The 17,795-nt window shown below is 52.4% G+C and carries 16 protein-coding genes; 5 read left to right on the forward strand and 11 right to left on the reverse strand.

Annotated features, from left to right (window positions below):
* The first annotated feature begins 145 nt into the window (after nucleotides 1–145).
* Nucleotides 146–883, forward strand: coding sequence for a LytR/AlgR family response regulator transcription factor (locus CRP01_RS18140; protein WP_222845766.1), 738 nt, complete (start codon nucleotides 146–148; stop codon nucleotides 881–883).
* Between the two features lie 6 nt (nucleotides 884–889).
* Nucleotides 890–2,845 carry a tetratricopeptide repeat-containing sensor histidine kinase gene (locus CRP01_RS18145; RefSeq protein WP_099151505.1) on the forward strand — a complete coding sequence of 652 codons (1,956 nt, stop codon included), beginning with the start codon at nucleotides 890–892 and terminating at the stop codon, nucleotides 2,843–2,845.
* Nucleotides 2,846–2,855: 10 nt separating this feature from the next.
* On the opposite strand, the gene xerD is transcribed toward CRP01_RS18145, so the two are convergent.
* Together xerD and CRP01_RS18155 are read right to left on the reverse strand one after the other, a co-directional pair.
* Nucleotides 2,856–3,770, reverse strand: coding sequence for a site-specific tyrosine recombinase XerD (gene xerD / locus CRP01_RS18150; protein WP_099151506.1), 915 nt, complete (start codon nucleotides 3,768–3,770; stop codon nucleotides 2,856–2,858).
* 253 nt (nucleotides 3,771–4,023) lie between these two features.
* Nucleotides 4,024–4,929: a mechanosensitive ion channel family protein gene (locus tag CRP01_RS18155; protein WP_099151507.1), complete on the reverse strand. Its 906-nt coding sequence runs from the start codon at nucleotides 4,927–4,929 to the stop codon at nucleotides 4,024–4,026.
* Nucleotides 4,930–5,150: 221 nt separating this feature from the next.
* Between CRP01_RS18155 and CRP01_RS18160 the strand changes: the two genes are divergently transcribed.
* Nucleotides 5,151–6,170: a threonine aldolase family protein gene (locus CRP01_RS18160; protein WP_099151508.1), complete on the forward strand. Its 1,020-nt coding sequence runs from the start codon at nucleotides 5,151–5,153 to the stop codon at nucleotides 6,168–6,170.
* Nucleotides 6,171–6,320: 150 nt separating this feature from the next.
* On the opposite strand, the gene CRP01_RS18165 is transcribed toward CRP01_RS18160, so the two are convergent.
* From CRP01_RS18165 to CRP01_RS18195, 7 genes are all read right to left on the reverse strand, one after another.
* Entirely contained in the window at nucleotides 6,321–7,328 is a 1,008-nt protein-coding gene (locus tag CRP01_RS18165) for a hypothetical protein (RefSeq protein ID WP_143473429.1), read from the reverse strand.
* 252 nt (nucleotides 7,329–7,580) lie between these two features.
* Nucleotides 7,581–8,342: a peptidoglycan editing factor PgeF gene (gene pgeF / locus CRP01_RS18170; protein ID WP_099151510.1), complete on the reverse strand. Its 762-nt coding sequence runs from the start codon at nucleotides 8,340–8,342 to the stop codon at nucleotides 7,581–7,583.
* A gap of 12 nt (nucleotides 8,343–8,354) precedes the next feature.
* Nucleotides 8,355–9,170, reverse strand: a complete 816-nt coding sequence (locus CRP01_RS18175; protein ID WP_099151511.1) for a universal stress protein — start codon at nucleotides 9,168–9,170, stop codon at nucleotides 8,355–8,357.
* Between the two features lie 9 nt (nucleotides 9,171–9,179).
* Entirely contained in the window at nucleotides 9,180–9,878 is a 699-nt protein-coding gene (locus CRP01_RS18180; RefSeq protein ID WP_099151512.1) for an SDR family NAD(P)-dependent oxidoreductase, read from the reverse strand.
* A 138-nt stretch (nucleotides 9,879–10,016) separates the two neighbouring features.
* Nucleotides 10,017–10,616 (reverse strand): OmpH family outer membrane protein, encoded by a 600-nt coding sequence (locus CRP01_RS18185; RefSeq protein ID WP_099151513.1) that lies wholly within the window; start codon nucleotides 10,614–10,616, stop codon nucleotides 10,017–10,019.
* A gap of 118 nt (nucleotides 10,617–10,734) precedes the next feature.
* The gene (locus CRP01_RS18190; RefSeq protein WP_099151514.1) at nucleotides 10,735–11,979 is read right to left on the reverse strand and encodes an S-adenosylmethionine:tRNA ribosyltransferase-isomerase; all 1,245 of its coding nucleotides are present in this window, start codon (nucleotides 11,977–11,979) and stop codon (nucleotides 10,735–10,737) included.
* 110 nt (nucleotides 11,980–12,089) lie between these two features.
* Nucleotides 12,090–13,007, reverse strand: coding sequence for a hypothetical protein (locus CRP01_RS18195; protein WP_099151515.1), 918 nt, complete (start codon nucleotides 13,005–13,007; stop codon nucleotides 12,090–12,092).
* 213 nt (nucleotides 13,008–13,220) lie between these two features.
* Here CRP01_RS18195 and CRP01_RS18200 point away from each other — a divergent pair, with 213 nt between their 5' ends.
* A complete protein-coding gene (locus tag CRP01_RS18200) occupies nucleotides 13,221–13,763 on the forward strand; it encodes an NUDIX hydrolase (RefSeq protein WP_099151516.1) in 543 nt (180 codons plus the stop codon).
* A 352-nt stretch (nucleotides 13,764–14,115) separates the two neighbouring features.
* On the opposite strand, the gene CRP01_RS18205 is transcribed toward CRP01_RS18200, so the two are convergent.
* Both CRP01_RS18205 and CRP01_RS18210 read right to left on the reverse strand, forming a co-directional pair.
* Nucleotides 14,116–15,060: a DMT family transporter gene (locus CRP01_RS18205; protein ID WP_099151517.1), complete on the reverse strand. Its 945-nt coding sequence runs from the start codon at nucleotides 15,058–15,060 to the stop codon at nucleotides 14,116–14,118.
* A gap of 52 nt (nucleotides 15,061–15,112) precedes the next feature.
* Nucleotides 15,113–16,375: a cation:proton antiporter gene (locus CRP01_RS18210; protein ID WP_099151518.1), complete on the reverse strand. Its 1,263-nt coding sequence runs from the start codon at nucleotides 16,373–16,375 to the stop codon at nucleotides 15,113–15,115.
* Nucleotides 16,376–16,610: 235 nt separating this feature from the next.
* Here CRP01_RS18210 and CRP01_RS18215 point away from each other — a divergent pair, with 235 nt between their 5' ends.
* The gene (locus tag CRP01_RS18215; RefSeq protein ID WP_099151519.1) at nucleotides 16,611–17,555 is read left to right on the forward strand and encodes a bifunctional helix-turn-helix transcriptional regulator/GNAT family N-acetyltransferase; all 945 of its coding nucleotides are present in this window, start codon (nucleotides 16,611–16,613) and stop codon (nucleotides 17,553–17,555) included.
* Nucleotides 17,556–17,795: the final 240 nt, after the last annotated feature.

The following is a 17,795-nucleotide window of genomic DNA, read 5'->3' on the forward strand; positions in this document are numbered from 1 at the left end:
AAAGTTTTGGTTAATAGGTGGTTATGAGTTTGATTTTAAATGCTTATTTTGGCATTCCAACAGCCCGAAAGTTTCCCAGTAGTTTGCTAGATTCGCATTGACTCCCCTACGATGTTTATTACTGTAATCCTGAGTTACTTATTTTATGTCAGATTATTCCATGAAGATCCTGGTAGTGGAAGACGAAATGATCATTGGCGCCAAGCTGTCGATGTATCTCACTGATATGGGATACGAGGTGACCGGCCTGATTCCGCGGGCGGAAGAAGCGTTATTGCACCTGAAAGAGAGCAGGCCGGATATGGTGCTGCTCGATATCCGTTTGAAAGGAGCCATGGACGGCATCGAACTGGCCGGTATCCTGCAAGAGCGAGACATCCCGGTGATCTTCCTGACCGCCAATTCGGATGATGCAACCTTCGATCAGGCCAAAATGACCAGACCCTACGCCTTCCTGAGTAAACCGGTGGAAAAACGAGAACTGAAACGGGTGTTGGAACTGGCCGCCAACCTGTATGCAGGAAAGGAACAGCCGGCGGCTAAAAGAAAAGAGGAATCACCGAGTCCCCTTGCCGACCGACTGTTTGTACACGATGGTGACAAACGCGTGAAACTATTGTTTGATTCCATCCTTTATATTCAGGCGGAAAGGAATTACTGCCGGATCGTGACCCGGGAGAAAGACCATCTGCTGTCCATGCCCATGAAAAGTCTGGAAAGTGAGCTCCCCGCTCAATTGTTTCAGCGCATTCACCGATCCTACATCGTCAATCTGAAGCAGGTGGAGGAAGTAGATGACTCCTCCGTACGGATCGGCAAATCGATATTGCCCATGAGCCAGTCGTACCGAAAGGATTTTTTACTACGCATCAAATTAGTTTAACGCAAGATGAGAATACTACCGATTCTTTTTAGTCTCCTGGGAATATTTCGGCTAAGTGCCCAGTCAGATTCACTAGATCTGTTGCCGCTGGATAGCGTATTCACCCTGTTGAAAAATGATATCTACAATACGAATGAGCAATCTGGTTATGAGGCCATCTACGGTAAGGCATTCCGGGCACTGGAACGCGCTCAGGAAACAGGAGACCCCGAAAAAACGGCCACGGCCCACGGGCTCCTGGCCCTCTGGCATTATTACAGCGTTTCCTCTAACAATCCGGATTCCAGCTACTTTCACTTCCATCAATCACTGGAATATTTTAAACAGACTGACGATCAGCTCCAAATCGCCAAAGCACACGACCGGGTCGGTAAATCCCTGATCGAACTCGGCCGCTATAAAGAAGCGGAACAGCAACTTTTCGAAGTGATCCGGATCTTTGAAAATTTAAATATGCCGCAACGGCTGGGTAGTGCCTACGCCAGCCTGAATTACCTGTACCGCGAAACCAAAGATTACGAACAGGCGCTGATCTACGGTGAAAAATCACTCGTACTGTTCGAGGAAAACCCCGAGGAGGAGGAAGATCTCATTGAGCCCCTCTTAGGTTTGATCAAAACCTATCCGGAAGTGGGACAAGCCGAACGGGCCCTGGAAAAAGCACAACAGGTCGTAGATATCATTGCCCGGGCCCACCCGGAGGAATACAATGTCCATATGGCTAATGTGCGGGTGTGGAGGGGAGAAGTTTACGTGGCGCTGGAGGAATACGACAAGGCTCTGGATGATTTCTACTATTCCTGGGAGGCGATCAAAAGGATCGTTCCGAGCGAGGAAGATGCGAACGGCTGGAAGGGATATATCGGTAATGTGCTGCGGCTGCAGCGGAAATACGCCGAAGCGATCCCCTACATCAAAGATTGTCTGGTGCACCACCTGGAAAGAAATATACAAGCTTCGGATGTAATAGAGGACAACCAGTTCTGGCTGGCTGAGTGCTACGAAAATACCAATCAGCCGGATTCTGCGCTGTTGTATCTGAGTCAGGCACAAACCTCTCAGAACAATAGACTGACGGGTGAACTGGCGGCCGTGAAAAATGAACTTCGGATCAAATACGATACGGACCAGAAAGAGGAGACCATTAATAGCCAACAGGCAACTATCGAACAACAGGCCAAGATCCAGTATCTCAGTTTTGGAGTGGGGGGACTGTTGCTCGCTTTACTGGGCGGAGGTTTGTTCAGCTATCGCAATAATCACCAAAAAAACCGTCAACTTCAACTGCTTAATAAGGACCTGGTTAAGACCAATCAACAGCTCGACGAGCGCAACGCCCAGAATGAACTCCTGCTTAAAGAGATCCACCACCGCGTCAAGAACAACCTGGATATTGTATCGAGTTTGCTGGAATTGCAATCCCGCCAAACGAAGGATAAAGTAGCCCAGTCGGCTATGAAAGAAAGCCAGAGCCGGGTGAAATCCATGGGAATCCTGCACCAAAAACTGTTTCAGGGTAAAAATCTGGTGGCTATCGAAATGAAGGATTATTTCCAAAAGCTGAGCGGGCATCTGCTGGACGCATTCGATGCCTCGGAAAAAGTGGAAGTGGACTTCCCCATGGAGCCCTTGGAATTGGATGTCGATACCGCTCTCCCGATCGGACTGATCGTTAATGAGCTGATGACGAATGCCCTAAAGTATGCCTTCCCGGAAACGGCAAATGGGCGGATCAACCTGAGCCTGAAAAGTGTTGATGAGCAGTACCTGGACCTGTCGATCGAAGATAATGGCGTAGGTAAGCTATCGGAAATAAGTTCCAATGGTACCGGATTCGGCTCCCAACTGGTTTCCTTACTGACCCGCCAACTGGAAGGGGTGATGAAAGAATACGTAGCCAACGGAACCAGGATATCCTTTCGGCTGAAAAGAGTGAATCCGGTGGCATTCAGTACCAATTAGGGCGAAGCTGCTAGCCGCGCTTCCTGCTGCGCGGATGAAACTGCATCACCGTTTCCCGCAGGTAATCCGTATCCAGGTGCGTATAGATCTCCGTGGTGATGATGGATTCGTGACCCAGCATATCCTGTACGGCTTTGAGGTCCGCGCCCCCTTCGATGAGGTGGGTGGCAAAAGAATGCCGGAAGGTGTGCGGACTGACGTTTTTCTGGATACCGGCCGCTTCGGCGCACTCCTTGACGATCATAAAGACCATGACGCGACTCAGACTTTTGCCCCGGCGGTTGAGGAACAGGTAATTTTCGAAATCCTTGTGGATATTGGTCATCCGGCGGCGCACGCCTTCGATGTAGAGGTTGATGTGTTTGGCGGCTTCCTCGCCGATCGGCACGATCCGCTCCTTGTCGCCCTTCCCGATCACCTTGATGAAACCGATATCCAGAAAGAGGTTGGACAGGCGCAGATCGGTCAGCTCGCTTACGCGCAGTCCGCAGGCGTAGAGCGTTTCCAGCATAGCGCGGTTGCGAACGCCATGATCGGTACTGAGATCAATGCTGTGCAGCATGGCCTGGATCTCGTCGTAGCTCATTACTTCGGGGATCTTGCGGGAAAGCCGGGGGCCATCCAGCAATTCGGTCGGGTCGTCCACAATGATGTCCTCGGTGAGCAGGTATTTGAAGAAGGTCTTGATGGCCGACAGCACCCGGGCCTGCGTGCGGGCGCCCAGGCCCAATTCGTTCAGCCAGAATATAAATTCCGATAGTTGGGTAGTCCCGATCTCAGCCGGACCGAGCTTGTACTCCCGCAATTGCAGGAACTCGTCCAGCTTGTACAGGTCGCGCTGGTAAGCCTCGATGGTATTATCCGCCAGCGAACGTTCGAGCAGCAGGTAAGCTTTAAATCCCTTGATGTACGGTCTCCATGACATAGGTTGAAGATTGACCGCCCGGGCACGAAAGCGCCCCGGCAGAACTGCCTGAAAATAGTCATTTTATCCGAGCTGCCGTTTGCTGTCCGGGTATAAGCTACCGAACTAAACGAAAAAATACGGGTATACACAAGAAGAAATAGAAGACAAGTTGAATGGGCGAAACGCAACGCTCTCACCCCTTCTCCCTGCCTCTCAGTCTCCCTATCTTTGCTTGATTAATACAAGATGTTCAGTAGTGTGGTCCGGGTATTTAACCCTCCTCCACCTGGAGCGTTCCCGGCGTTTCCGGGGAAGCCGATTTCACCTTCTTAGTAAGTGACACCACTTTCCGGGCCATGGTGCGACGGATATTGCGTTCCAGTTCGCGATCCACCTTATGGAGCACATACTGGAACTTCAGTTGAAGAAAATCTTTTTTGATCTGTACGACCTTGAGGTTATAGGAATCCTTCTGGATGAATTTTCGATAGCTTTTGAGCGCCTCCTTCAATTCTACTTCCAGGGCTTCCACACTTTCCAGCGTATCCAGACTGATCTCAAATTCCGTATTGATCTTCTTGATCTCCCGCTGGGTATAGTTGATGATCTCGCTGGTAAACACCTTGGAGTTTGGCAGGATGATGACGTCGTCGTCCTCATTGATGAGGGTCGTCTTCATGAGGTTGATGTCGACGATCTTTCCTTTGTGTTCACCGATCTTGACGTAGTCGTCGTTATTGATCTGCCGGGAAAAACTGATGATGAAACCGCTGATGATCTCCGTGATCAGATCCTTGAAAATAATGGCAATAGCCGCGGCCACGATACTGAGCGTGGTGAAGAGCTCTTTGTAGTTGATCCCCATCAGGGCCAGTATCGTGAGCATACTGAACAGGAAGACGAGCAGAATATATAGGTTGGAAAGGCCGTAAATGACGTTATCATCCTTATCCGCCGGCATATTGTTGCGCTTGCGGTACCACCAGCCCGTCAGCCGGAGTATAACGCGCAGAGACAACAGGAAAATAAAGAATGTGATCAGGGTGTCGATGTAATCCTTGCCGGTCAGGAATTCCGGTAGGGTGACATCATGTACCGGCAATACCTTCACCGCCACCAAAAACAGGAGCAGCATCACTTCCAGTAGCACCTGGTACCATTTCGCTTTTTTTGCCATTTCGGATAATGCCTTTATAATGCGCAAAGGTAATGCTTTGTTGATTACAGATCTTGGGGAAGATGAAGTATTTTCACGCTTAAAAGTGTACCATTAGAAAAATTTGAATGGCGCGATCAGGCCGGACCGATCCGGAGACCGGACGCACGGACAAATCGCTTTAAATGCGGAGCTCCCGGCGAAAGCGTCATTTTTATCACAGGTTCTTAAAATAATCAGGAATGAGTACTATAAACTTAATGAGCGATACGGTTACCAAACCGACACCAGACATGCTGCAGGCCATGTTCGCCGCGGAAGTGGGAGACGATGTATTCGGAGAAGATCCCACGATCAATGCATTGGAAGCTAAAATGGCCAAACTCTTCGGCAAAGAGGCGGCTTTGTTCTGCCCTTCCGGTACGATGACCAATCAGATCGCCATTAAGGTGCACACCCAGCCGCTGGATGAAGTGATCTGCGACGAATACTCCCACATCTACCAATACGAGACCGGCGGTTATGCCAGCAATTCCGGAGTGGGGATCAATCTCATCCGGGGCACCAACGGCAAGGTGACGGCCGATCAGGTGGAGGCGGTCATCAAGCCGGTGCAGGACTGGTTGCCCATCAGTAAACTGGTCGTACTGGAAAATACCTGCAACAAAGGGGGCGGGAGTTATTACACCCTGGAAGAGATCCGGCCGATCCGGGAACTTTGTGAACGTCGCGGCCTGAAGTTACACCTGGACGGCGCCCGCCTGTTCAACGCCCTGGTGGAAACGGACGAGCCGCCCCGCGCGGTAGGGGAGTTATTTGACAGTGTCTCCATCTGTTTGTCCAAAGGGCTGGGCGCTCCGGTGGGATCGGTCCTGATCGGTGATGCGGACTTTATCCGTCAGGCCCGGCGGGTACGAAAAGTGATGGGGGGCGGCATGCGCCAGGCCGGCTATCTGGCTGCCGCCTGCATTTACGCCCTGGATCACCACGTCGATCGCCTGAAGCTGGACAACGACCGGGCCCGCCGACTCGGCGAGGTGCTGGAGAAACTTGATTTTGTAGAATCCGTTCGTCCGGTGCGGACCAATATCGTCATCTTCGATCTTAAGCCTCCCTTTACGGCGGATTCCTTCCTGGCCAAGTTGCGGGAAAAAGGTATTCTGGCGGTACCCTTCGGTCCGCAAACGGTGCGCTTTGTGACCCATCTGGACGTTACGGAAGCGATGATCGAACGTACGATCGAGGTATTGAAGCATATATAAACGGACCGTTCGCTCGGGGCCCTTTGAGGCTGAGTACAAAAAAGAAAGCCGCGAACGGAGCCGGAATCCCGGGAGTAGTCCCTGGAATTTTGCGCCCGTTCGCGGCTGTTAAGCATAAGTGCCGGCCGGAGATGCGGCCGGATGTATCATTTATTCGTCGATAATGGCATCATCGATGAGTTCGTCACCGTCGCCGTCAAGGTCTTCAAACCCGGCCGCTTTACCGTCTGGTTTTGGCTTTTCTTTGAAGTCCGGATTTTTACCGATGGTCATATCGCCCGGTTTTCCTTTTTTATCCCCCTTCATCTGGTAATCGCCGTCTGCGTATTTAGCGGCCTTATCGAAGAAGCTTTCGTGTTTACCCAGCAGGTCGTCGGTGGAGTCCTTGACCTTATCCATGGTATCCTGGGCCCGCTGCTCGGCGGTTTTACCCATTTCTTCGGCTTCCCGGAGCGTTTCTTCCATGGTGTCCTTTTCGGCTTCTTCCTGGGCTTTTTGCACCATGTCTTCGGCCTTGTCGAACATCTTGCTACCGAAATTTTTCGCTTTTTCGATCGCTTCCCCGGATTTTTCCAGAATGGTACCTCCTACTTTTTCGGCGGTATCCATGATCTTTTCTTTGTTGCCTTCGGTAGCTCCCAGGATCTTTTCTCCCAGTTTTTCGGCCGTGTCCATGATCTTGCCGCCTACCTTGTCGGCCGTATCCAGTACCTTCCCTCCGACGTCCTCGGCGGTATCCATGATCTTTTTGCGGGGTCCGCTGGTTTTCTCCATCAGGTCATCACCGATCTCGCGGATCTTATCGCCGGCTTTTTTGGCGGAACTTTCGAAAGTACTTTCCGCTTCTTCGGCAACATCCTCCACTTCTTCGGCTGTATCCTCTACGGTTTCATCCAGGTCTGCAAACAGGTCCTCAGCTTCTTCCCGGACCTCTTCGGCCTCTTCTTCTACTTCCTCTTTCACCACTTTATTTTTGGCTTTGGCTTTATCGGAGAGTTCGTTCATGGCTTCTTTCGCCTTGGAAGTCGCGTATTCGGCCTCTTCCCAGATCTTTTCCGCAATGTCTTCGATCTTGTCTTTTGCTTTATCCACTATATCACTCGTTTTTTCTAAGGCATCCTCACCGAGATCTTCGGCTTTTACTTTGGCCTTTTTCATGAAGTCACTTGATTTTTCAAATATTTCCTGTCCGGCCTCCTTGCCGGATTCGGCGGCTTTATCCGCTGCTGATTTTACAACAGATTTTGCACCAAAAAGTGCTTTCTTGATTTCATTGAGGAATCCCATGGTTCGATTTAATTGATTAAGAATCGGTAATGCGTTAAGACCCAAAAATTACAATAATTCGGCGAAATAGAGGCATTTTTTCGATGGGCCTAGGAGAATTTCGGTCCGAAAGCGTCACTTTCTTTAAGAACGCAAACCGATAGCGGCCAGCATGCGTCCGGTTTTGCCTTTTTCGAAGCGGTGGGAGAAAAAATCCCGGTGTCGGGAAAAAGTAGAGTAGGGGGAGCACTCGATCTGCTGTCCGGGCAGGCCGGCTTGCTGCAGGTGATCCCGGTTGGTCTGTTTCAGGTTGACGAGGAACTTACCTTTAGCCTCATCCCAGTGTTTGTGGGTATCGGTGAAATGGTCGGCCACGTCGGCGTCGACCTCAAAGTCACAGTGATCGATACAGGTGCCGATATAAGCCCGGCAATCGGCCGGCTCGGTGCCGTAGTGTTCCCGCATCGCGTCCAGCGCGCGTACAACGATTCGGGAAACCGTTCCCTTCCAGCCGGCGTGTACGGCCGCCATGGCCCGGCGCACCGGATCGTACAGCAGGATCGGAGTACAGTCTGCGACAGTGACGGTCAGGAGAATGCCTGTCTGATCGGTGATCAGGGCATCGTATCCGGTAAAATAGCCGGCTGCATCCACTTTCAACACCTCGGCGCCGTGTACCTGATGGCTACCGGCGGTCTGATCGGGCCGAAAGCCGCAGGCTGCAAAAAAGCGCTTTCGGTTTTCGAGTACGGCTTCGCGATCGTCCTCGGTATGCAGGCCCAGGTTGAGGCTGTCGTAGGGCGGCTGACTAACACCGCCGTATCGCGTACTCTGGGCGGCAGCCAGGGTCGGAAAGTCGGCAAAAATGGTGGGATAGTGCAGTTGCAGCGATTCGTCGGCGGTCATGATCGAATGGACTTAAGATTCGGCTTCATCGTGCAATACTAGCAGGGGGATTTTCGAGTGGAAAGCTTCTTCCGTCGTGACGCTCTGGTGAAATATGCTTTCCAGAAAGCTTCTTTTCCGGCGTATCATGCAGAGCAGATCGGCCTGCTTTTCCTCCACGAACTCGTCGATACTATCGGTAATATGCTGCTCGTCCAGACTGAAATGGTAGCTGGCTTCGACGGGGTCGAGGAATTGCCGGATCCGGGCTTTGATCCCCGAATCCCGGCCGCCGGTATCCTGGTGGAATACATTGATGCGCGTGTCGAAGATCCGGGCGATCTTCAGTAGTGGCTCGACGACCTCCGTGCCTGAGATCTCGTCCTGATCGATGGCGAAAACCGCGGTTTTCAGGGGCTGGTAAGGACATCCTTCCGGGATCATCAACAGAGGTGTTCTGCTGGCTTTGATCACCCCGTTGGTCGTACTTCCTGTAAAGATCTCCTTAAGGCCGGAGGCTCCCTGCGTACCCATGATGATCAGATTAAAACCTTCCTTATCGGCTACCGAAGCGATCACCGGCGCCGCATCGCCCCGGTAGAGTTTGTGTTTGACCGTGGCTCCGTTTTTCAGTTTGGGTTTGGTTTCCCGGATCATCTCGGCCAGGTCTTTCCGGGCGTCGTCCTCCATGTAGGATTCCACGGAAATAAACATCCCCGTTGAGCTGTACAGCTTGAACGTGTGGATCAGAAAGATCTCGCTACCAAACTCATTGGCGAAAGCGATAGCGAAGTTCAGCGCATTGTAGGCATTTTCCGAAAAATCAGTGGGGACGAGTATCTTTTTCATGACCTGGATTTAAATGGTACTCAGTCCGCCGTCAATCCCCATCACCTGTCCGGTGATCCATTGGCTGTCCGGTCCGAGTAGATAAAGGGCCAATTTAGCAATTTCCTGTGGTTGGGCATAACGCTTAAGCGGGTGTCTTTCGGCAGCCGACTTTTTTCGCTCCTCCGAAGAGAGCAGGCGTTCGGCCAGTGGAGTGTCCGTCAGGGAAGGTGCAACGATATTCACCCGGATCCGGGGCGCCCATTCGGCCGCCAGGGAGCGTCCGAGTCCTTCAATCGCCCCTTTGGCCGCTGCCACCGAAGCGTGGAAGGGCATACCGCGCCCAACGGCTACCGTACTGAACAGCACCACGGAAGCAGTGCCGGCTTTTTTCAGCTTTTTCTCTACGGCCTGGAGCACTTTTACCGCTCCCAGGACATTGATATGCCAATCGGTCTGAAATTGGGCCGGATCCAGGGAACGGAACGGCTTGAGGTTGATGGTGCCGGGGCAGTAAGCGACCCCGTCGAGTTGATCGGGTAGGTCGGAAACGGGAAATTCGTCTCCTTCGACATCGACCGCCTGGTGGTGAACGCGGTCCATTTGCTGCAGAGCGTCGCCGGTACGGGACCACACCCAGACGGATGCTCCCCCGGCCTGTAATTGTTCGACTAATGCGAGTCCGATCCCCGAGCTTCCGCCGACGACCAGATAGTTCTTATCCTCCATTGATGAATCCTGTTTTTAAATTTTCATAGGCAAAACAGTGATTGCATATGATTGTTCATCGGCGGGAGGACGAACTGCCGGTAGCCGATTCCATAGGCATAAAGCCCGGGCCAGCGGCTACCGGTGGATCGGGATAGGCTAGTTAACTTCTGCCTTGGGCTTATTCAGGCGGGCCAGTACGTCATCGGTAATGTCCAACTCGTCGTTGACCATCAGTACTGCCGTGCCCGGGCCGTAGCTCAGGATGAAGTCATAACCGCGTTCGGCCTGCAGATCTTCGAGGATCTTGGTCAGTTTTTCCTGGAGTTCCTGGTTGAGTTTCTGGCTTTCCAGCATGAGCTCCTGGGTGATCTTTTCCCGTTCCATCATGAGTTCCTGCTGTTTTTGGCCGATGCGCTGTTCTTCCCGCGCAATCTGGTTTGGTGCCAGTAGTCCCTGTTGTACTTTATTCTGGATGGCTCTCACCTCCTGCTCGATCGCCCGGCCTTTTTCCTGGAGTTTGGCGGTTTCCGCCTGCTCGCGTTGCGCCAGCTCGGCTCCTTTCTCCTGAAATACATCATATTTGGCCAAAATGGTGTCGGCATAGATAAATACGACGCTCGAAGCGCTCTTGTCCATACTTTCACCCGCTGCACTTTCCTGGGGTGCATTCTGCTGGCAGGCATTCAAAAACAGCAGGCCGGCGATCAGGGCCGCAAAACCCAAAATGGGGAAACGAAAACGGTTTGATTGATTCATATAAATTGAATTGTTGTAAGTCCGATTAATGCCCGTAGGCTTTTGATTTAAAGGATAATGATGCTAAAAATTGTGCCGCAAAGCTAAGAAACTCCTGAAATTTCAGGCAAATCATTTCTCAGGCTCCGGTTGGGGCGGCTGCCCAGAGCAGACTACCATCCCCGTAGCTTAAAAAACGAAAATCATGCTCCAAAGCGTATTGGTATACCTTTTTCCAGTCCGGACCGATCAGGGCGGCCACCAGCAGCAGCAGGGTACTGTTCGGTTGGTGAAAATTCGTGATCAGGCCGTCAATGATCCGGAATGTATAACCCGGAGCGATCATGACCTGGGTCTGTCCGGTGAGCAACTGATCGGGTAAGGCGCGAATCTGTTCCCGCACGGCCGCCAGTGCCTCGGTGGCACTATATTGATGGGCGGCCAGTTCGTAGGGCGCCCATTGGGGAACATCGATGGGAGCATCCGGAGCGCTTTGTTGCTGCAGCAGCATACAGCCGTGCCAGTAGATGCTTTCCAGCAGGCGGGTACTGGTAGTGCCCACGCTGATGATCTTCCGGCCTGCGGCTACGGAATCCAGCAGCACCTGAACATCATCGAGACTGAGATAAATGCTTTCCTGGTGCATGTGGTGATCCCCGATCTTTTCGGATTTAACCGGTTTGAACGTACCGGCTCCCACGTGTAGCGTCACGAAGAGGCGATCGATCTGTTTGGCATCCATATCCCGGAAAACGCGATCGGTAAAATGCAGTCCGGCCGTCGGAGCGGCTACCGAACCATCAAGGCGGGCGTAGACCGTCTGGTAGCGATCCGCGTCGGCTGCCTCCGAAGCCCGTTGCATATAAGGGGGCAGCGGGATCACGCCGGCGGCGTGCAGCACTTCGCCGAAACTCAGGTCTGCCGTCCAGGAGAAAGCCACTTCGAAGGCATCCTCGAGCCGTCCGATCCGTTCGGCCTGCAGTGTAAAAATGCCTTCCGGCCCCGGAATGCTGCTTTCGATCACACCGCTTTTCCATTTGCGATTCCCGCCGATCAGGCATTTCCAGCGGACACTTCCAGAGGCTCCAAAATTCTGTTGGTATTCGGCCGGTTGCAGGGGTTCCAGACAAAAGATCTCCAGCAGTTTGCCGTTGGGCAGGGTAAAGTGCAGCCGGGCGTGGATCACCCGGGTATCGTTGAATACGAGCAGGGATCGGTCCGGCAACTGATCCCGTAAATGTTTGAAATCGGAAGCACTGATCTGCCCGTCCCGGTAGACCAACAGGCGGGCATCGTCCCTTTCCGCAAGGGGGTACTGCGCGATGCGATCATCCGGCAGATCATAGGTGTAATCTGCAATCTCAATATGTTTGGGTGTAGACATGTAAATGGTCGGTAGTTTGCTTACTTTTGACTATTGCTTTTTGTTTTCCGTGATAGGTAACGCCCCGGAGCCGCCGGGTGTTGCCTGTGACCATTTTCCACCCCAGAAATTTACTGATTATCCATTCGTACGTATTGCAGCGCATCCGGCAGATACCGGTAGTAGGTAGTGCGGGGTTCGGCTACTTCTTCCGGCTGACCGCTCAGCACGGTGGTATACTCGTAGAGCGCCAGATCCGTGGGTAAATAAGGATCCTGGTTGGGGTGTTGGTACAGTTCGCCTTTGCGTTCGTAGAGATAGGGCGTGTCTTCCCCACCGTTGCTTTCGTAACGCTCCACCTGCAGAATGGGACGGAAGTCGTCCAGATCGTATATGGTGGTGCTGTCCAGCGTGAGTCCTCCGCGGGTATAGGCGGTCGAGAAAAGCAAGGCCTGGCTGGGGCCCAGATCGATCAGACTGATCTGATCGCCGATGGCGCCGTAAGCGCCGAATTTGAACAGGGCCCGTTCCGATCCGCGAATAACGATGGTGGCGGGATCGGCGTTTTGAGCCCGAAAGCGGATATAACCGATGTAGGGCGCGCAGGTCCGGCAATCGTTATCCTGAAAGTTGCTGGCGAGTAAAGCGATATTTTCGGTAGCTCCGGTTGAATCCGTCCGGAGAGTCTGAATGCATTCGATGTAGGTTTCCCAGGGGCCCGCAAACTGGCGGGCAAACAGCGTGTCGATCTGCGGATTGGGTGTCCAGATCGCTTCCTGGAAACGATTGAGACTATCGAGGCGAAAATATTGTTGGAGAAGAGCGGTAGCCAGGGTCTCGTTCTGGTCGGATAGTTTGAGCGGGCAGTTGTTTTCGGTCAGGAGCGTATAATTGGGCACCGGGGAAGCCAGATTGGTCGCAAGTTCGCCCGGATTGGATACATCGGTGCGGTTGGCGCAGTATTTCGCAATGGCGAAAACCCAGGCCAATGCAAGGAAGATCAGAACCAAAGTCAGCGGATTGGTCCAAAGCGAGGAAGATTTACTCATAATAGGGTTTTTAGGTGAAGCGGATAGTGTTTGCCGGATTCCTGTCAATCTCTTCTCAACAAAGTAAAGGGATTGACCGCAGAGAATGGTAATTGAACAGGATTTTTTTATTTTTGGCTGCGAAACAACTCCACTCCGGTTTTTATCTTCTAGCTCTAGCCAAAGATCATAGTGTCACTCATTCGCACAATTTGTGCAATTAAAAAAAAATTTATGGCTACAACTGATAAAAAATGGAAACGCCTAAGCTCAGAAGTTGGACCCGACCTGAAACTCTTTCGCGCTCGCTGGGATGAAATGCAAAACCCCCGGAATGAGAAAAGCCAGAAAATGATCATCCTGCAATCCAAGGATGCCGTTAATGTGGTGGCCGTCAGTCCGCAGAAAACCATTGTCTTCGTTCGTCAGTACCGTTTCGGCATCGAAGATTTCACGCTGGAACTGCCGGGAGGTTTGCTCAACCACGACGAAGAGGTGATCCCCGCCGCCAAGCGGGAACTGCGGGAAGAGACCGGTTATGTCTCCGAAAACTGGGAGGAACTGGGTAAGGTCGCTTCCAATCCGGTCTTTATGGATTCCTACATTTTCCACTATCTCGCCGAAAACGCCAACGCCAAATTCGAACTGGCGCTCGACGACGGTGAGGATGTCGAGATTGTTGAGATCCCGATCGAAGAAGTGAAAAAAATGCTGAATGCCGGAACATTCCAGCATCCGCATACGATCAGCGCCCTGGTTTTGTACTTTGCCCGCTGATCAGTCCGACCGGTAGGATCTTACCCGAAGAACGGATCGGGTGGGCCCGGGGCTGTGTCCCCACACGGTCCGGTCGCAGATACCCTGAGAGACTGTTTGAAAACCTCTCACTGGGTTCCAAAACGCGGCTTTTGCCCCCACTTTGCACCTATTTTTAACTCCGTAGCTGGGCTATGCAGTGAAAAATAGCTTTCAATTGACGCCAAAATCCGGGTTTTTCTCCGGCAGCAGAAGTTTTCAAACAGTCTCTGAAGGAATACAAAAAATTAGAGCGTAGAAGGATATCAATCGCTGGTCCTTCTACGCTCTTGCTTTTTCAGGGAAAACCGACAGCCGTCTTAACACAATAGTATCAGCGCCGGTGTTTCCGAAAGCTGATCCAGAAAACGCCGGCGATCACCAGCGTTGCCCCCACCCACTGCCAGGTTCCCAGGCGTTCACCCAGAAAGATATAGGCGAGGATGATCGTCGAAATAGGACCGACGCTACCGATAATGGCGGCATTTCCCGCTCCGATGAGGCGGATACCTTCGGAGATCATAAAGGCCGGCAGCACCGTCGATAATACGGCCATCACGATACTGAGCTGGTAAACTTCCGGCGCAAAATGGAACAGGCGCCACTGGTACAACAATCCGTGGTGGATCAATACCCCGAAGCAGGCCGACATCATGGCGTAGGACGTAAACCGCAGGGTGCCTACCTTAGGCAGCAATTTACCGCTGCCGATCAGATAGCAGGCGTAGACGAATGCACTCAGGAAGATGAGCCCGCCTCCCAGGAAGAGATCCCGCTTTTCGTTTAACTCAATCCCCCCGATAAAAGCCAGGGCTACGCCCACATAAGTGAGGGTCAGAGCAATATACTGATCGCGCTGGATGGGCTGCCGGAGAAAAACGGCCGAAAGGATCAGGACCATCGTGGGATAGACAAACAGAATCAGGCGTTCCAGACTGGCGCCAATGTACTGCAGGCCCAGGAAATCCAACATACTGGCTAGGTAATAACCCAAAATACCCAGCAAGACGATGTACAACCATTCCCGGCGGGTGGGTTCGGTGTAGGCGGATTGTTTTTTGCGCAGGGACCACCAGGCCAGAATGAGAAAGAGCGGCATGGAAAATACCATCCGCAGCGTAAGTAGTGAAATGCTGTCAATATTGTACTGGTAGGCCAATTTGATGAATACCGCTTTGGCCGAAAAGCAGAGCGCGCCGGTAAATACCAGCGCGGCGGCAATGAGTTGTTGTCTGCGGCTGACGATCGGGTCCTGGTGGGTGCTCGTGTTAGAATTCATGGGGCAAAGGTAGAGCACCCGTGCTTACGCCGCTCTTTAAAAAGCGGCAGAATTACGATTTCCTAAAGCCAGCTTCCTGCTCCTGCAGGCGGGTGACCAGATTGCCCACGGTGAGCCCCTGGACGATAATGGAAAAGACCACGATGATGTAGGTGATGGTCAGGATCAGGTCCCGGGGCATGTCGCTGGTCAGAGACAGCGCCAGGGCAATGGATATTCCACCCCGTAATCCACCCCAGGTCATGATGAGGTTCGTTTTGGGGACGAAGCCCAGGCGTTTGCTGAACAGCGCGACCGGCGGGGCCAGAGCAACATAGCGACTGAGCAGAACGATCGGAATGGCCAGAATACCCGCCAGTACGTAGTTTCCTTCAAAGTTCATAACTACAATCTCCAACCCGATCAATACGAATAACACGGCATTGAAGAGCAGGTCCATCAGTTCCCAGAACTTGTCGACGTAGGTCTCGGTAATATCGGACATCGTGGAGGTACGAAAACGTTCATTGCCCACCAGCAGGCCGGCTACGACCATCGCCAGCGGCGCGGATACGTGCAAATAACTGGCCGCCACCGTGCCGCCCATTACGGCGGCCAGGGTGATCATGACTTCTACCTCGTAATCGTCAATGCGTTTCATCAGTTGGTAGGCGCCGTATCCCAGTCCCAGACCGAGCAGGATGCCGCCCCCTACTTCTTCCAGAAAAAGCAGCCCTACTTCCGAAAATTCAATGGTGCCGAGACCGGCCTGGGCGAGCTGAAAGATGGTCAGGAAAACAACCACTCCGATACCGTCGTTAAACAGGCTTTCCCCCACGATCTTGGTCTCCAGCTTTTTGGGTACCCCGGCTTTTTTCAGGATCCCGAGGACCGCAATCGGGTCGGTAGGGGAGATGAGCGCCCCGAACAAGAGACAGTAGATAAACTCTATCGGCATGCCCACAATGATCAGCATAAAGTAGGTAGCTCCCGCGATGAGAAATGTGGACGTGATCACGCCCAGGGTGGCAAACAGGATGATCGGCCAGCGCTGGGCCCGCAACTCGGCGAAATCTACGTGCAGGGAGCCGGCAAAGAGCAAAAAGCTGAGCATTCCCTCTAGCAATACTGAAGGAAAGTCGATGGAACTCACCAGCATACGTTCCCACTCCAATAGTCCCGGACTGATCTGCCCGGCCAGGAGTACCAGAAAGGAAAAGACGATGGAAATGATCATCAGGCCGATGGTTACCGGCAGTTTCAGAAAGCGAACGTTGATGTAGCCGAAAATGGCCGACAGCACGATGAGAATAGTCAGAATGGTAAATAGATCCATAGCTGGTGTTGTGTGGGTTGCTTGGTTTGGGGCGTAAAAATACACAAAGGAGCGGGCTATCGGATATTTAGTGCCGGTTTTCGTGTCTGGCGGCTGGTTTCAGAGCACAGCTAACAATTTCTACTGTCTATCTTTTGACATTGATAAGCACAAAAAATATCGCCGGTATTTCCAGAATCAGTGGCAATTTTTATATTTGCGTAAGCACTTACGTAATCTATTTAATAATTCGTTTATGGATTTTTTTGAACAGACAGGCGTGATGGCCCTCGGTAGTCGCTTACGGCAGTTGAGTGACCGCATCACCAAAGATTCCGCCAAGACCTACCAGCTGCAGGGTTTGGAATTCGAGCCGCGCTGGTTTCCGGTATTTTTTGTGCTGTCCCGCGAGGGAGCCACACCGGTTTCGGTCCTGGCGGAGAAGATCGGTCAGTCGCACCCATCCGTCAGCCAGATCTCCCGGCAGATGAAAAAGCAGGGACTGATCCGAAAACGGCCCTCCGAATCCGACGGTCGCCAGAGTGTACTGGAACTAACCGAAAAGGGGCACCAATTGCTGGAACCGATGGAAGAACTCTACCGTCACGTGGAAAGCGGGGTGGTGGACCTGCTGGCGGAAACGGATCACCACATCTGGCAGGCGATCAATGATCTTGAAAAGGCACTGGACCGCAAGGATCTGTTCACCCGGGTGCGCGACATCAAAAGGGAGTTCGACGCCGGGCAGGTGGCCATCGTTCCCTTTACCTCTCAATACCGCGACGATTTCCGGAACATCAACATCCAGTGGATCGAGACTTATTTCAAAATGGAGAAAGAAGACTACAAAGTGCTGGATGATCCGGAAAATTATATTCTCCAGCCGGGAGGGGCCATTCTGATGGGTCTGTATAAAGGCCAGGCCGTCGGTACCTGCGCGCTCGTCCGGCGTGGAGCAGACACCTTCGAGCTGGCTAAAATGGGCGTGCTGCCCGTGGCCAGGGGAAAACAGATCGGCTGGCAACTGGGGCTGGCTGCCATCGAGAAAGCCCGTGAACTCGGTGCCCGCCGAGTCTATCTGGAAAGCAATACCTCCCTGACGCCGGCGCTAAAATTATATTACAAACTCGGGTTCCAGCGAATCATTGGTGCTCCTTCTCCGTATGAAAGGTCTGATATCCAGATGGAGTTGTTCCTGTAAGTGAAAAATGTCCGGTAGGGTGTGGAAAAATACGGGAAGTTGCCTAACTTGTTGGGATCGTAGTTGTTTAGTTTAACAAGTCTCAGGCGCTACTAGAGACTGTTTGAAAACCTCTCACTGGGTTGCCCATACGGGCCCGTACCGGGCAAAACGCGGCTTTTGCCGCCACTTTGCACCTATTTTTAACTCCGTAGCTGGGCTATGCAGTTAAAAATAGCTTTCAATTGACACCAAAATCCG

Source organism: Flavilitoribacter nigricans DSM 23189 = NBRC 102662 (assembly GCF_002646595.1).
Taxonomy (GTDB): domain Bacteria; phylum Bacteroidota; class Bacteroidia; order Chitinophagales; family Saprospiraceae; genus Flavilitoribacter; species Flavilitoribacter nigricans.

What these genes read in the sequence shown, in the direction of transcription:
- CRP01_RS18190 (WP_099151514.1), bottom strand. Translation starts at nt 11,979, where the DNA reads ATGTCTACACCCAAACATATTGAGATTGCAGATTACACCTATGATCTG.
- xerD (WP_099151506.1), bottom strand. Translation starts at nt 3,770, where the DNA reads ATGTCATGGAGACCGTACATCAAGGGATTTAAAGCTTACCTGCTGCTC.
- CRP01_RS18215 (WP_099151519.1), top strand. Translation starts at nt 16,611, where the DNA reads ATGGATTTTTTTGAACAGACAGGCGTGATGGCCCTCGGTAGTCGCTTA.
- CRP01_RS18210 (WP_099151518.1), bottom strand. Translation starts at nt 16,375, where the DNA reads ATGGATCTATTTACCATTCTGACTATTCTCATCGTGCTGTCGGCCATT.
- CRP01_RS18140 (WP_222845766.1), top strand. Translation starts at nt 146, where the DNA reads ATGTCAGATTATTCCATGAAGATCCTGGTAGTGGAAGACGAAATGATC.
- CRP01_RS18175 (WP_099151511.1), bottom strand. Translation starts at nt 9,170, where the DNA reads ATGAAAAAGATACTCGTCCCCACTGATTTTTCGGAAAATGCCTACAAT.
- CRP01_RS18165 (WP_143473429.1), bottom strand. Translation starts at nt 7,328, where the DNA reads ATGAAAAAGGCCAAAGTAAAAGCCGAAGATCTCGGTGAGGATGCCTTA.
- CRP01_RS18145 (WP_099151505.1), top strand. Translation starts at nt 890, where the DNA reads ATGAGAATACTACCGATTCTTTTTAGTCTCCTGGGAATATTTCGGCTA.
- CRP01_RS18200 (WP_099151516.1), top strand. Translation starts at nt 13,221, where the DNA reads ATGGCTACAACTGATAAAAAATGGAAACGCCTAAGCTCAGAAGTTGGA.
- CRP01_RS18180 (WP_099151512.1), bottom strand. Translation starts at nt 9,878, where the DNA reads ATGGAGGATAAGAACTATCTGGTCGTCGGCGGAAGCTCGGGGATCGGA.
- CRP01_RS18160 (WP_099151508.1), top strand. Translation starts at nt 5,151, where the DNA reads ATGAGTACTATAAACTTAATGAGCGATACGGTTACCAAACCGACACCA.
- CRP01_RS18205 (WP_099151517.1), bottom strand. Translation starts at nt 15,060, where the DNA reads ATGAATTCTAACACGAGCACCCACCAGGACCCGATCGTCAGCCGCAGA.
- CRP01_RS18155 (WP_099151507.1), bottom strand. Translation starts at nt 4,929, where the DNA reads ATGGCAAAAAAAGCGAAATGGTACCAGGTGCTACTGGAAGTGATGCTG.
- CRP01_RS18195 (WP_099151515.1), bottom strand. Translation starts at nt 13,007, where the DNA reads ATGAGTAAATCTTCCTCGCTTTGGACCAATCCGCTGACTTTGGTTCTG.
- pgeF (WP_099151510.1), bottom strand. Translation starts at nt 8,342, where the DNA reads ATGACCGCCGACGAATCGCTGCAACTGCACTATCCCACCATTTTTGCC.
- CRP01_RS18185 (WP_099151513.1), bottom strand. Translation starts at nt 10,616, where the DNA reads ATGAATCAATCAAACCGTTTTCGTTTCCCCATTTTGGGTTTTGCGGCC.